This window comes from Humidesulfovibrio idahonensis (assembly GCF_054657715.1).
Genome location: NZ_BAAHYE010000002.1, coordinates 985,612 through 998,974, shown reverse-complemented (window position 1 = coordinate 998,974; position 13,363 = coordinate 985,612). Strand labels below are relative to the sequence as shown.

The following is a 13,363-nucleotide window of genomic DNA, read 5'->3' as shown; positions in this document are numbered from 1 at the left end:
CTACCCCTTCTCTGCCACAGCCGCGTCGGCGGCGGCCTTGATGGTGAAATACTCGCGCAGGTGACGCTTCACCTGCCCCATGAAGGGGTCGGCTTCCATGCGGCGAAAGAGATGGTCGAGCCGCAGCACGCGCTCGGAAGGGTTCTGGCTTGCGGCCACAGCGTCGCCCACGACGAACACCTTGTCGATACCCATGCCGTCGAGTTTGCTGATGAGCGAGTCGGAAAGCTCCACGCCGGCGGCGATGATGGGCATTCCGTTGGCCTTGGTGATGGGCTTGGCCAGCTTCATGCCGGCCTTGGCCAGGGTGAGGGGAATCTTCTGCATGCTGCGTCCTGTTCTTTTGGGGGTCGGGTCAAACTACGCAAGGCTATAGTACATGCCCGGCCACTGGCGTACAAGCCCTTGCATCTCAAGAACCAGCAGGCGTCGGCTCACTGCGGCGCTGTCGGCTTCAAGAGCCTGGATGAGCGTGTCGATGTGCGTCTTGCCGTCGAGGGTAAGGGCGTCCAAGAGTGCGCGTTCGTCTTGCGTGATGTTTTCAGGCACGGCCTTGGGCTGGCGGGGCGGCTCCGGCGGGGCGGGCGCCGCCGCTGCATGCGCCGCGGCCGATTGCGGCTGGAGCGGCTCTGCGGCGGGCAGGCTGGCCGGCACTTTGGCGAGCTCCGCCGCGAACTGGTAGCGCAAGGCGCGGATGATGTCCTCGGCATTCTCCACCAGGGCCGCGCCCTGCTTGATGAGCTTGTGGCACCCGGCGAACGTCGGCTGTCCCAGCGGCCCAGGCAGGGCGAAGACCTCCCGCCCCTGCTCCGTGGCGAGCCGCGCGGTGATGAGGCTGCCGCTGCGCGAGGCGGCCTCGGCCACCAGCACGCCAAGGGAAAGGCCGCTGATGATGCGGTTGCGGAAAGGAAAATTGCGGGCTTCGGGCCTGGTGCCCGGGCCGAACTCCGTGACCACGAGGCCTTTGGCCTCCAGCGCGCGGCGCAGGTCCTCGTTTTCCGGCGGATAGTGGATGTCGAGCCCGGCGCCCAGCACGGCGATGGAGCTGCCCACATGCTTGAGCGCGGACTGGTGCGCCTGCCGGTCGATGCCCGCGGCCAAGCCGGAAACGACCGTGACGCCGAAGCGGGAAAGATCGGAGCTGATGCGCTCCACGGACTGCAAACCAAGAAGCGTGCATTCGCGCGCGCCCACAACCGCCACTGCCGGATTTTTCAGCAGGCTCATGTCGCCGCAGAGGTACAGCAGAATGGGCGGGTCGGGGATTTCCTTGAGCCGGGCGGGAAAGCGCGGATCGAACCAGGTGATGAGCCGCAGGTTCGCGGTGCGCGCGGCGCGGTATTCGGCCTCGGCATCGGGCCGCCAGGGCTCCTGCATGAAGACATCGGCGCGGTTGCGGGGCAGCACCTTGCGCGCGGCCCAGTTGCGCGCGTCTGAAACAGCTTCGAAAGCGCTGTCGTAGGCGGAGAGAATGCTCCTCCAGGAGCGCGGCCCCAGGCCAGGGGTATGCCGCAGGGCCAGACAGGAGAAGAATTCCTTGGCGGCGTCCAGGCTCATCGGCGGCCCCTTATGCCCGGCAACGGGGCTTAGCCGCCCAGCTCCGCGAGCTTCTTGCGGGCGGCCGGCGCAGGCTCGGACTTGGGGAACTCGCGAAGGAGCGCGCGCAGATACAGCGTGGCGTTGTCCTTCTCACCCATCATCACATACGACATGCCGATCTTGAGCAGGGATGCCGCGGCCTTGTGGTGCTTGGGGAAGCGCCGGGTCACGTCCTTGAAGGTCATGATGGCCTGGGCGTAATTCTTTTCCTGGAAGTAGCTCTCGCCGATCCAGTACAGGGCGTTCGGCACCAGGGCGCTCTGCGGGTCCACATCCAGGAACTCCGTGAGGACCTTGCGGCCTTCCTCGGGGTGCTGCTCGGAGCGGACGAGGGTCATGCCCTGGTCGTAGAGGCTTTTGACCGGGGCCGGGGCGGCGGCGACTGGGGCGGCGGACGGAGCGCGCGCGCCCGTTTCGGCGGCGACCTCGGCCAGGGCCTGCGCAGCGGGGGAGAGTTTGCCGGCCGGAGCGGAGGACAGCGGGGCCGCGGGGCGCAAGGGCGCCTGGCCAAGCTGCTCCTGCATGCGCGCAAGGGATTCCTCCACTGCGCGCATCCGGTCCTGCAGCTTGCGCTGCTGGTCTCGTGAGCGTTCTTCCTGCTCGCGCTGCGTTTCCTTGAAATTGAGGAAGTTCTCTTCCAGGCTGCGTAAACGCCATTCCTCGCTCAAGCCGCGCTGAGCGTCCATCTTGCCGGCGCAACCCGTAAGCGTCAGCGCGCACAGCGCAACAATAATGCAAGGCTTTCGCATTCGAGGCTCCCTGTTCACAATTCCTTAGGCTACTGCAGTATTTTTTGCAAGATTGGCCTGCGCTTCCGCGCGCGAGAAATGCCCTTGCCTCAAGGAATAAAATCCGGCAAAAGAGAACAAAATGCAAGTAGTCGAGGCCCCCCAGTATGTCGCCTTCAGAACTGCTTCCCATCGTCGGCGCCCTGAGCGGACCGGCATTCTTTCTCATCTTCGCGCTGGCCGCGCTTGGCGCGCCGCTCTTGGCGCTGGTCTGCCTTCTGGCGGCTGCCCTGCGCAGCACCGCCCACCCGGAGGCCTATGCCCGGCGCCTGCTGCGCATGGCCTTGACCTGCGCGGTTCCTTCCCTGCTTGTTTTCGCCGCCGCGGGGGCCTTGGCCGCATACCGCACGGAGTGGCTGGCCGACTGGGTCCGGGCGGCGCCAATGGGGCCGGGGCTCTTCGCCGTCGCCGCGCTGGCGTTCTGCGCGTCCCTGGTCACCATGCGCTTGTCACGCCCGTCAGCACGTCACGGCCGCCAAAACAGCCCCCTCGGCCAAGCCTTCATCCTGACGCTGCTCGCCGCCACCATCCTGTGGCTCGGCCTGGCGCTGGGCATAAGCCTGCAGGACCAGGCCCAGGCCATCTTGCGCTCTCCCATGGCCGACGGCATCGGCGTTGCGCCGCTCATGACGCCGGATGTAACCGCCCTGCCGAACCTCTGGACCGCGCTGGCCGCCCTTGTGGCCCTTAGCGCAGCGGCAGCCGGCGCCATCAGCCTCGAATATCTGCTGCTGCTGCGCGACCGCGAGCCCTTTGGCCGCGACGCCCTGGCGCACGTGCTGCGTCTTGCGGCCCGGTGCACGCTGCGCGCCGCCCTTCTGGCCGGGGCTTTTCTCCCCGTGCTGTGGACGCACCTGCCGGCAATGCCCGCGCTGCAAGGCGGCGAGACGGCCGCCAAATCGCTGCTTGGCATATGCGCAGCCGCTTGCGTGCTGCTCTGCGTTTTCTCCGGCATCGTGGCGCGCAGTGCAAGACCCTGGGACAAGCCGCTCTCCATCCATGCCGCCGTGCTCGTTCTTTGGGGCGGGCTCACGTCGCTGCTCTCCGTCGCCCTGCTCTGCCATTACGCCGTCTAGCCCACGCGGCACTGCCAAACGCCACAGCTCTTCGCGCACCCTGTTGCGACGCATAAAAAAAGGCGGCCCGAAAGCCGCCTTTGCGTTGTGAAGCTGTTGCGAGCCTAGTCGTGCGTGCCCTGCTTGGTGGTCACCGTGGCCAAGCGGTACACCTCATGCGGATCAAGGATGAGCACCACGCTGCCGTCGCCCATGATCGTGGCGCCGGAAATGCCCCGGATCTCGAAGCCGTTCAAGTACTGGCCAAGGGGCTTGATGACGATTTCCTGGCGTTCCAGCAGGCGGTCCACCACAACGCCGAGCCTGCGGTCGTTGTCGTGGATGATGACCACGGGCAGGATCTCGCGGTTGTCCGCGTTGCCTGGCAGGCCCAAGAGCTCCGAGAGTTCCACGATGCCCAGCACCTCGCCGCGCAGGGTGAGCGCCTTGCGGTGGTTCACCTCGCTCAGGCGTTCCACCTCGATCTTGGTGGTCTCGGACACGGCGTCCAGCGGAATGGCGTAGACGTCCTTGCCCACCTGGACCATGAGCGCATCAATGATGGCCAGGGTCAGCGGCAGGGTGAGCGTGAAGCGCGAGCCGCGGCCCACCTCGGTGTTGATCTGGATGTTGCCCTTGAGATTCTTGATGTTGTTCTTGACCACGTCCATGCCGACACCGCGTCCGGACACGTCGGTGATCTTCTCGGCCGAGGAGAAGCCCGGCGCGAAGATGAGATCGACGGCTTGGCGGTCGTCGAGCAGTTTGGCTTCCTCGGCCGTGACCAGCCCCTTTTTCACGCCGACCTGGCGCATCTTCTCCGGGTCGATGCCGCGTCCGTCGTCCTCGACCTCGATGGCCACGGAATTGCCCTTGTGATAAGCGCGCAGCCAAACGTGGCCCGTGGGGCTCTTGCCCGCGGCAACGCGCTCTTCCTCGGACTCCAGGCCGTGGTCCATGGAATTGCGGATGAGGTGGACCAGCGGATCGCCGATCTCCTCGCCCACGCTCTTGTCGAGTTCCGTCTCCTCGCCCTCGGTGATGAGTTCGACCTGCTTGCCGCTCTTGCGCGAAAGGTCGCGCACGAGGCGCGGGAAGCGCGAGAACACGGTATGCACCGGGACCATGCGCACCTTCATGATGGTGTCCTGCAGGTCGTCGGAGATGCGCGCCATGGCGTAGGTCGTCTCTGTCAACTGCTGAGCGACGACGGCGACTTCCTCGTGGCCGTCCTCCAGCGCGCGGGCGAGCATGGAATAGCGGTTGCGGTTGATGATGAGCTCGCCGATGAGGTTCATCAGGTGGTCGAGCTTCTGATGATCGACGCGGATGGTCGTGGCGCCCTTCTGCTGGGGCTGCTGCCCGGCCTCGAAGGCGGCCTGGGCCGCGGTGGGCGGCGCAAGCTTGGGAGCGGATGCGGCAGGCGCCTCCGGCTTGGCTGCGGGCTTGGCCGCTGGCTTCGCGGCAGGTGCAGCAGGCTTGGCGGCCTCCGCCTTCGGTGCTGCGGCAGGTTCCGCCTTCACTTCCGGCTTGGCGACTGGCTTGGCGACTGGCTTGGATTCCGGCTTCGGCGCTGCAGCCTCGGCCTTGACCACCGGCTTGGCGGCGGGCGCAGCCTTGGGCGCAACAGCTTCAGCCTTGGCCTCGGCCAAGGGAGCCGGCTGCGGCTTGGCCTCGGGCTTGGCATCCGGTGCGGCGGCGCCAGCGGGCTCCCCGCCCTTTATGCGCGCCAGCGCGGCCAGGACCATGTCCTTGAGGATGGAGATTTCCTGCGACAGGATGTCGAGCATGAGTTCAAAGCCCATGTCCGACTTGCGCGCCTGGTCCACGAGGCCTGCGGTGCGCTCGGCATAGCCTTTGACCTCGGCCAGGCCCATGTAGCCGCAGGAGTTCTGGAGCGTGGTCAGGCTGCGGAACAGGCCGTCGATGATGTCGCGCTGGTTCGGATCCTGGCGCAACATGTCCAAGGCCATGTCCAGGCTCTTGTGCTGGTGCAGGGCGGTTTGCTCAAAAATCGCCACATCTTCCGGATCGTAGCCCGGAGCGGGTTGCGCGGGCGCTTGCGCGGCATCATCCGGCGCCTCGTCCGAAGCGGGCGCGGCGGACGTCGGAGCGGCCTGCTCCGGCGCGGCTTCCTCCGATGCGGCGGCGGGCGTGGCCGAAGCGGCAGCGGAGCCGCCTTCGAACTCAGGCGCCAGCACGGCCATGTAACGCTCCGGCACGCTGAGCTCGCCGGCGTCGGTGCTGGCCTGCAGCACGGCCGCAAGCAGGGTGATGTCTTTGGGCGTGGCCTTGCCGGACTCGATGTCGATGCGGCCGAGAAGCTCCTCGATCATGTCCACAACGGCCAAAAGCAGATCGATGATGCCGTGGCTTGTCGGCATCTCGCCCTTGCGGACGCGGTTCAGCAGGGTCTCGGCCTCATGGGTCAGGGCGTTGAGCTCCTTGTAGCCGATGATGCCGCTGTTGCCCTTGATGTTGTGGAAATACCGGAAAATGTCGTTGACCAGCTCGCCGCTGCCGTCCGGATTCTTTTCCAGCTCAAGCAGGCCCTGGTTCAGGTTGCCCACCAGGTCGCGCGCTTCCTCGAGAAAGTCGTTCAGGTGCCCGTCGCCCACTGTGGTCAGCACATACGGCGTGGGATCGAAATCCGGCGCCGGCTCGTACACCACGTTCTGCCAGCGGATGGTCAGCGGGCCGCTGGGGGCGTTCTCGGCCGAGTCGTCGGCCAGATCGGCAAAGGTCTCGATCACTGGTTCGGGATCAGGCTCGGGCGCGAGTTCAGAGAGCGCTTCCGTCTCGGCTTGTGCATCAGCCCCGGTCTCGGCTTGCGCTTCGGAAGCGGCGGCAGGCGCAGTTGCCGGCCCCTCAGCCTCGCCGGCAAGGGTGCTCTCGATGCGTGCGATGATGCTCGCCGTGTCCACATCGCCTTCCTGGCCGGTGGTCTCAAGATTCTCCACCATGCTGCGCAGGGCGTCCGTGGCGGACAAAATGATGTCCATGATGCCGGAGGTGACGGACATGGCGCCTTGGCGCAACTCGTCCAGAATGTTCTCGGCCTTGTGGGCCAGGCCGTTTATTTTATGCAGGCCCAGAAACCCCGAAGCTCCCTTGAGCGAGTGCATGGGCCGGAAGATCTCGTTCAAAAGACCGAGATTCTCCGGGCTCTTCTCAAGCTGGAGCAAATTGGGTTCTATGGTCTCCAGATGCTCCTTGGCTTCGACGAAGAAGTCTGTAAGGATTTCCGGATCAAGATAATCTTGGCTCATTTAGGACACCTGCCTGCTCTGGCGTTTCCGCCGACCGACTCATTGCTGGGCGCGCTGTGCCTCGCCCCGGGCGCGGACAGCAGAATCAACCCAAAAGCATTTTCACGTTGCGGACCATCTTCTCCGGCTGCGCGGGCTTGACCATGTACAGGTTGGCCCCCAGCGTCAATCCGGTTTCAATGTCCTTGTCTTGGCCTTCCGTGGACAGGACGATGATCGGAATATCCCGGTACGCCTCCTGTTCGCGGACGTTCTTGATAAACGTGAATCCGTCCATGCGCGGCATGTTCACGTCGCTCACGATGAGGTCCACCTGCTCCGCGGCGTACAGCTTTTCCAGGCCGTCCAGCCCGTCTTCCGCCGTGGTGACCTTGAAGCCTTCCTTCTTCATGATGAAGGCGACGAGATTCCTTACAGTCTTAGAATCGTCCACAATCAGAATATGTTTAGGCATGTGTCCTTCCCCCTTGCAGCACGACCTGGACCAGGTTGTCGATGGACAGGATGCTGATGAGTTTCTCGCCGGATTTGTAGAGGCCCATGAGCAGGTGCGTGTGGACGCCGACGTTGCCCTCCACGTTCCATTCAAGATCGTCGCCGCTGGCCTTGTACATGGTGGAAACCGCGCCGATCATCAGGCCGATTTGCAGCCCGCGATGCCGGCAGACGACGATGAACCGGTCTTCCTGCTCGCCTGGTATGCCCAGCAAAAGCCGCAGGCTCACCAGCGGCGTCACGCGGCCGCGCAGGTTGATGATGCCGGCTATGCTGGCCGGCGCGGTGGGCAGCTTCGTCGGTTTGACGAAACGGATGACCTCCTGGATGACCGTGATGGGCAACGCGAATTCGCGTCCGAGCAGAGAAAAGCTCACCAGCCGGATCTCCGCCTGGTTGCGCATCATCTCGTCGGAATGCTCCACGCCGGAATCCGCCACGCCAGGCGCCGAGATGCCGGCCACGACGTCTTCGCCGCGCGGATCAAGCCGCTTGGCCTCGGCCAGCACCTTTTCGCGCTCAACGCCGAGGTACTTGTCCAGAAAGGCCGTTTCCGCGCCGGTGAGCGCCCGGCCCGCATCCGTCACGTCGGGCAGTTGCACGTCATCGACAAAATATTGTTCAGGCGTTTTCATTCGCTCGTATCTCTTTTGCCAGCTGCATGTATTCCAATGACCCGCGGGTCTTGGGATCGACCTCAAAAATAACCCTGCCGCCTGCGCTCGACTCCCGAAACTTGGTGTCGAAATGAATCACCGTCTGAAAGACCTTCTCGCCGAGCTTGTCGCGCATGAGGCGCAATATTCTCCGGCAAGCCGCCGTGCGCTGGTCGAACATGGTGGCCAGGGCCATGTAGCGCACCGGTTTTGGCAGAACCCGGTTCAGCAGCCGGATGGTGTCGAACAGGAGCCTGATTCCGTACAGCGCGAGAAAATCCGTCTGGATCGGAATGAGCACCATGTCCGAGGCCACGATGGCGTTCACCAGCAAAATGCCCACGTGCGGCGGGCAGTCCACCAGCATGTAGTCGTAGTCCTCGCGCACCAGGGCCAGCGTTTCGGACAGGATGAGCCCCTTGTTCACACGCTCCTTCAGGTCCACCTCGAGCTCCGAGAGCCGTATGTGCCCGGGCACGAAGTCGAAGCCGCCGGAGAGGCCCGTCTTGAGCGTGCGCGTGAAAAGCGTTCTGTCCGCCGTCTCTGCTTGGAAAAGATCGTATGCCGTGGCTTCGAGCGTCTCTGGGAAAAACGAGAGATGCACCGAGGCGTTGGCGTGCGGGTCCAGGTCCATGACAAGCACCCGCTGCTTGAGCAGGGCCAGGGCAGCAGCCAGATTCAACGTGGTGGTGGTCTTGCCCACCCCGCCCTTCTGGTTCGCTATGGCAATGACCCTGGCGCTCAAAAAATCACCCGTCGATCTGGCCGAAGGCACCGGCGCGCGCGCGCATCAGGCCTCCTTCTTGTACATGATGGCCCCGGGATAATGGATGGGCTTGAAGGAGCGCGTGATGTTGTGCAACGACTCCGAGTGCCCGATGAGCAGATAGCCCCCGGGCAGGAGGTTGTCGTAAAACGCGCCGATGACCTTCTTCTTCATTTCGTCATCGAAGTAGATGATGACGTTGCGGCAGAACACCAGCTGCGAACGCTCCACGCGCTTCAAGGCCGCGCGGTCGGAAAGGTTCAGCTGCCCGAAGGAGATGAGGCGCTTGAGCTCCTGCTTGACGCGGAAGTTCTCGCCGTCCTTCTCAAAATAGCGTGTTACGATTTCCTTGGGCGTGGTGCGCAGGGTATACTCGTTGTACAGGCCCTTGCGCGCGGCTTCGAGCACGCGCTCGGAAAGGTCGCTCGCGGTGATGCGCACGTCCCAGCCGGCCAGCTCGCCCTTGAGCACCTCGGCGATGATGATGGCCAAGGTGTAGGGTTCCTCGCCCGTGGAGCAGCCGGCGGACCAGATGCGCAACTTCTTCTCGCCCTTCTTCTTCTGCTCGGCGATGACCTCGGTCAGGATGTTCTCTTGGAACACCTTGAGCTGCGGCGGGTTGCGGTAAAAGCTGGTCTCATTGGTGGTAATGACCTCAAAGAGCTTGGAGAGCTCGGTCTTCTTGTTGGTGTCGTACTGCAGATAGTGGTAGTACTCGCCAAAGTTCTTGAGGTTCAGGAGCTTCAGCCTGTTGGCCAGGCGGTTCTCCAGCAGATACTTGCGGTTGTCGGCAACGTATATGCCGCACTGCACGTAGATGAAGTCGCGCAGCTGGACGAACTCGGCATCGCTGATTTTGAGTTCCGCGCCGGTGGCCCCTGTGGTTGAAAAAAGCGCAACCATTTAGATATCCCTTTCCTGTTCGTCCTGGATCCTGGCTATGGCCGATTCCGCCGCCTCCATCAGTTCGTAGTCCTCGCCGCCGGAGATGGACAGAAGCGCCTGGAAGGCCGCGGTGCCGCCAATGCTTCCAAGACATTCGATGGCCCGGATGGCCACCAGCTTGTTGGGATTCTCAAGGTGGGCCACAATGTCCGGAATGGCCTCTGCGATCTTGTGCTGGCCGATGACCTCAAGGGCGCGGACCTTGACCCAGTCGTCCTCGTCGCTCAGGGCATGGCGCAGGTGGGGAACGATGTCGGGAGAGAAGCACTGGCCCATGATCTCGACCACGGTCTGCCGCACGTCGCGGTTCTCGTCCATCAAGCGTGGCGCCAGCAGCTCCACGAAGACGTTGCTCTCGTAGCACTGGGTGGCCACAGCCTGCAGCGCGTGCTTGCGGATGTCCGGGTTTTCGTCCTCAAGGGCGATCTTGAGCAGGTCCAGATTGGCGGCCGCGTCGATTTTCCCAAGGGCGTACACGGACATGAGCCGCTTGATCGGATCATTGCCGTTGAAGAGCACGCGGAAGCGTTCCTGCATGTCCTCGCCGCCGATGGCGACACAGGCCTCAAGGCCGGCCTCCTTCACGTCGTCGTACTGATGGTCCAGCAGATCGAAAAGAATGTCCGATGCCGGGGCGTAGCGCAGCTTCTGGCCCAGGAAGCTGGCCGCGGACTTGAGCACCTTGCCGTCGTTGTGCTTGGCCAGAAGGTCCATGAAGAAGTCGACGCTGCCCTTTTCCGCAATGCGCGCCAAAATGGCGACCGTGGCCCGCTGCACGGTGATGGAGTTCTGCCAGAAGGAGTTGACGAGCACGCTCTCGACTTCCGGCGAGGAGATGCGCCCCAGAACCTCTACAGCCAGCAGCGCCGATGCGGTGTCCTCGCTGCGCAAGGCGTTCTTCAGCACCGCGGTGACACCCATCTGGGCCAGACTGTCCAGGATGTGGTCCAGGCGATCCTGGTCCTGGTCGGGGTCAAGCTTGGCGGCGATGGCGAAAACGCCGGCCGCGGCGTCGTCGCCGCCCATGACCGCGAGCCCGGTGATGGCGGCGTCCTGCACTTCGGTCTCTTCGTCCTCCAGGGCCACGAGAAGGTATTCGCGGAAGTTGGCGCGCGCGTCCTTGGGCAGCAGGTTCACGAGCTTGGCGCCCAGAATCTTGACGATGGCCTTGACGATCTTGTTGCGCAGCGCGGTGGGCGACGACTCCATGCGGCCAAGCAACAGCGACACAGCTTTGACGTTGCCCATGTCGCCCAGGGCGTCGATGATCATGGAGACGACAAGCTCGGAGGAGTGGCTCATGGCCTTGACCATGGCGTCGATGGAACTGGCGTGGCGAATCTTCGCCAGGGCCTCGATGACGGAGTACTGGACCCACTCCTCGTCGCGCATGGCCTGGTTCAGGCACTTCGCGGCCTCGGGCAGGCCCAGGTCGCCCAGGCTGACGGCGGCCTGATAGCGCACGTTGACCTCGGGGTCCTTCAGCAGGGCCTCGCACAGGGGCGCAACGGCCATGATGTTGCCGGCGGAGCCCAGAATGTCCGTGGCGAAGATGCGGATGTCCACGTCTTCTTCCTTCAGAAGCGGAATGATGGATTGCAGCTCCTGGCTGCCGAGCGCCCGCAGGATGTCCATGGCGCCGTTGCGCACAGGCGCGTCGTCGGAGCGCAGCAGCGGGATGACGCCGCTGACGACCTCCTTGCCGCCGATCTTGCGCAGGGCGTTGTCGGACGATTCCTGGACGCCGATGTTGCTGCTTTTGAGCATCTCGACCAACAGAGGCACCGCGTCTTCGCAGTGTTCCTCGCCGGCCAGGTAGGCCCCCTCGCGCAGCACGTCCGTTTCGGCACTTTTCAGCATCGCCAGGATTTCTTTGCAGTCAGTCATCTGCTTGAACCCCTCCAGGGTCTAGTCCCACCAGTGGATGCGGCGGAAATTGAAATCGAATCGCCCGCGCAGCCTACAAGTACAAGTTATTCATGATGGCTTGGGCCATGTCATCAATATCAACAATTTCATCCGAAAGTCCAGCATCAACGATTGCCTTTGGCATCCCATAGACCACGCACGTGGCGTCGCTTTGGGCCAAGGCGCGGCCACCTTTGACTTTAAGGGCGCGGATTCCCTCCATGCCGTCGTTGCCCATGCCGGTAAGGATGACGCCGAGGGCGCGGCGGCCGACGGCATCGGCGGCGCTGCCGATGAGCACGTTCGCCGAGGGTTTGTACAAGGCGCTGGCGGGTTCGGTGGTGATCTCCAGATCCACGCGGCTCACCATCTGCTTGAGCAGGAGGTGCTTGCCGCCCGGGGCGATGAAGGCGCAGCCGGGTTTCAGACGGTCGCCGGCCTCCGCTTCTTTGACGGAGATTTGGCACAGGCCGTCCAAACGCTTGGCAAAGGGACCCGTGAAGGCCGCGGGCATGTGCTGCGCAATGACGATGCTGGCGGGAAAGTTGGCGGGCAAGGCCGAAAGCACCTTTTGCACAGCCGGAGGGCCGCCGGTGGAAACGCCGATGACGACAACGTCGCGCTTGGCGGAGCCGCTGGGCAGCGTGGCCGGCCCCGACGGCCTGGGAGTCCTGGCGGCCGTGGCCGCCGGCGCGCTGGCGGGCGCTGGCGCGGGAGTGCGGGCGATGATCCCGCCGGTGCGCGGCCGGGAGTGCATCATTCTGCGCGCGGCCACAATCTTGACCTTGGAGATGAGGCTCTCCTCGATCTTGACGATGTCGAGCGAAACCTTGGAAAGCTGCTTGGGGATGAAGTCCACGGCGCCGAGGTCCAGGGCCTTCAGGGTCGCTTCCGCGCCCTCGTTGGTCAGCGAGCTGACCATGAGCACGGGACGGGGCATCTCCATCATAATGTGGCGCAGGCAGGTCAGGCCGTCCATGCGCGGCATCTCTATATCCAGGGTGACGACGTCCGGGTTGTGCTTGCGAATGAGCTCAAGCCCTTCCTCGCCATCACGGGCCGTGGCCACAACGTCGATTTCCGGGTCCTTGGCCAGCATGGTGCTGATGGCCTTGCGCATGAACGCCGAATCGTCGACGACAACAACCTTGATCACGAAGTGCTCCTTTGAATGGCAGGGCGGGGTTGCCCTAAAAAATGGGTACTACATACCCCGCCCCAAATGCTACGTAACGCTCTCATAAATTCTTGAAATTGTCCAACAGAGACACTTTGCAAAGAATTGCGTAAATATGTGCCCGAGGCTGTTCAAGCACTTGCCTTTTGAATTTGATTCAGCTAAAAGCCGACGTCTCAACAACGGGATGTGGCTCAGCCTGGTAGAGCGCCGCGTTCGGGACGCGGAGACCGCTGGTTCAAATCCAGTCATCCCGACCACAAAAGCAAGCCCCTTACGATCATGCGTCGTAAGGGGCTTTTTTGCTGCGCTCGAACTCCCCGCCCCCGGCTTTGCAGATGCGGCGTTCATCACTCCAGCCCGCACCGGCAGCGCCCCGTAAAACCCGCCAAACCAGCCAGTGTGAACCATCGACATAAATAGTGCCCCCCGGGCACTCTGCTAGGACATCAGCGGACCGTGGCTGTGTGCATCGGCCATATGAGACGCTGTCGACATCCCTTGGTCCACACTCGGTATCCGGTGAAAACAACGCGGTTCATGGCGTGAGTAATGCGTCGGAAAGCACAACGGAAGCTGTCAGGAGATCGCCCCTCGGGGCACCACAACGAGCTCACACCCCGGGACAAAACGGCTCCCCATCCTGAAAATGACGCCGGGGGATAACCCAAAACCATGCCACCAATCCGTTGAACTGCAGATTTA

General features: G+C 63.5%; 11 protein-coding genes and 1 tRNA gene. 2 read left to right on the top strand and 10 right to left on the bottom strand.

The window, feature by feature from the left end; translation table 11 throughout:
* The 3 genes from ACYQ4W_RS04885 to ACYQ4W_RS04875 are packed head-to-tail and all read right to left on the bottom strand — an operon-like array spanning position 1 to position 2,348.
* Positions 1-327: a hypothetical protein gene (locus ACYQ4W_RS04885; protein ID WP_459853501.1), complete on the bottom strand. Its 327-nt coding sequence runs from the start codon at positions 325-327 to the stop codon at positions 1-3.
* A 33-nt stretch (positions 328-360) separates the two neighbouring features.
* Entirely contained in the window at positions 361-1,557 is a 1,197-nt protein-coding gene (gene dprA / locus ACYQ4W_RS04880) for a DNA-processing protein DprA (protein WP_459853498.1), read from the bottom strand.
* Between the two features lie 29 nt (positions 1,558-1,586).
* Positions 1,587-2,348 carry a tetratricopeptide repeat protein gene (locus tag ACYQ4W_RS04875; protein WP_459853496.1) on the bottom strand — a complete coding sequence of 254 codons (762 nt, stop codon included), beginning with the start codon at positions 2,346-2,348 and terminating at the stop codon, positions 1,587-1,589.
* A gap of 146 nt (positions 2,349-2,494) precedes the next feature.
* On the opposite strand from ACYQ4W_RS04875, the gene ACYQ4W_RS04870 reads away from it, so the two are divergent.
* Positions 2,495-3,463: a hypothetical protein gene (locus ACYQ4W_RS04870; RefSeq protein ID WP_459853494.1), complete on the top strand. Its 969-nt coding sequence runs from the start codon at positions 2,495-2,497 to the stop codon at positions 3,461-3,463.
* Between the two features lie 104 nt (positions 3,464-3,567).
* Here the strand turns inward: ACYQ4W_RS04870 and ACYQ4W_RS04865 are convergent, their stop codons facing one another.
* The 7 genes from ACYQ4W_RS04865 to ACYQ4W_RS04835 all read right to left on the bottom strand — a co-directional run bounded on the left by ACYQ4W_RS04865 (position 3,568) and on the right by ACYQ4W_RS04835 (position 12,637).
* Positions 3,568-6,711, bottom strand: a complete 3,144-nt coding sequence (locus ACYQ4W_RS04865) for a chemotaxis protein CheA (RefSeq protein WP_459853491.1) — start codon at positions 6,709-6,711, stop codon at positions 3,568-3,570.
* 85 nt (positions 6,712-6,796) lie between these two features.
* Entirely contained in the window at positions 6,797-7,165 is a 369-nt protein-coding gene (locus tag ACYQ4W_RS04860; protein ID WP_305574079.1) for a response regulator, read from the bottom strand.
* Positions 7,158-7,841, bottom strand: a complete 684-nt coding sequence (locus ACYQ4W_RS04855; protein ID WP_459853488.1) for a chemotaxis protein CheW — start codon at positions 7,839-7,841, stop codon at positions 7,158-7,160. Before ACYQ4W_RS04855 ends, ACYQ4W_RS04860 begins: the two co-directional genes overlap by 8 nt.
* Complete coding sequence (locus tag ACYQ4W_RS04850) at positions 7,828-8,607, bottom strand: ParA family protein (protein WP_459853486.1); 780 nt, start codon at positions 8,605-8,607, stop codon at positions 7,828-7,830. Before ACYQ4W_RS04850 ends, ACYQ4W_RS04855 begins: the two co-directional genes overlap by 14 nt.
* A gap of 45 nt (positions 8,608-8,652) precedes the next feature.
* Complete coding sequence (locus ACYQ4W_RS04845) at positions 8,653-9,531, bottom strand: CheR family methyltransferase (RefSeq protein WP_459853484.1); 879 nt, start codon at positions 9,529-9,531, stop codon at positions 8,653-8,655.
* A complete protein-coding gene (locus ACYQ4W_RS04840; protein ID WP_459853482.1) occupies positions 9,532-11,460 on the bottom strand; it encodes a HEAT repeat domain-containing protein in 1,929 nt (642 codons plus the stop codon).
* Positions 11,461-11,533: 73 nt separating this feature from the next.
* Positions 11,534-12,637 (bottom strand): protein-glutamate methylesterase/protein-glutamine glutaminase, encoded by a 1,104-nt coding sequence (locus ACYQ4W_RS04835; protein WP_459853480.1) that lies wholly within the window; start codon positions 12,635-12,637, stop codon positions 11,534-11,536.
* A 204-nt stretch (positions 12,638-12,841) separates the two neighbouring features.
* On the opposite strand from ACYQ4W_RS04835, the gene ACYQ4W_RS04830 reads away from it, so the two are divergent.
* Positions 12,842-12,918, top strand: a tRNA-Pro gene (locus tag ACYQ4W_RS04830).
* Positions 12,919-13,363: the final 445 nt, after the last annotated feature.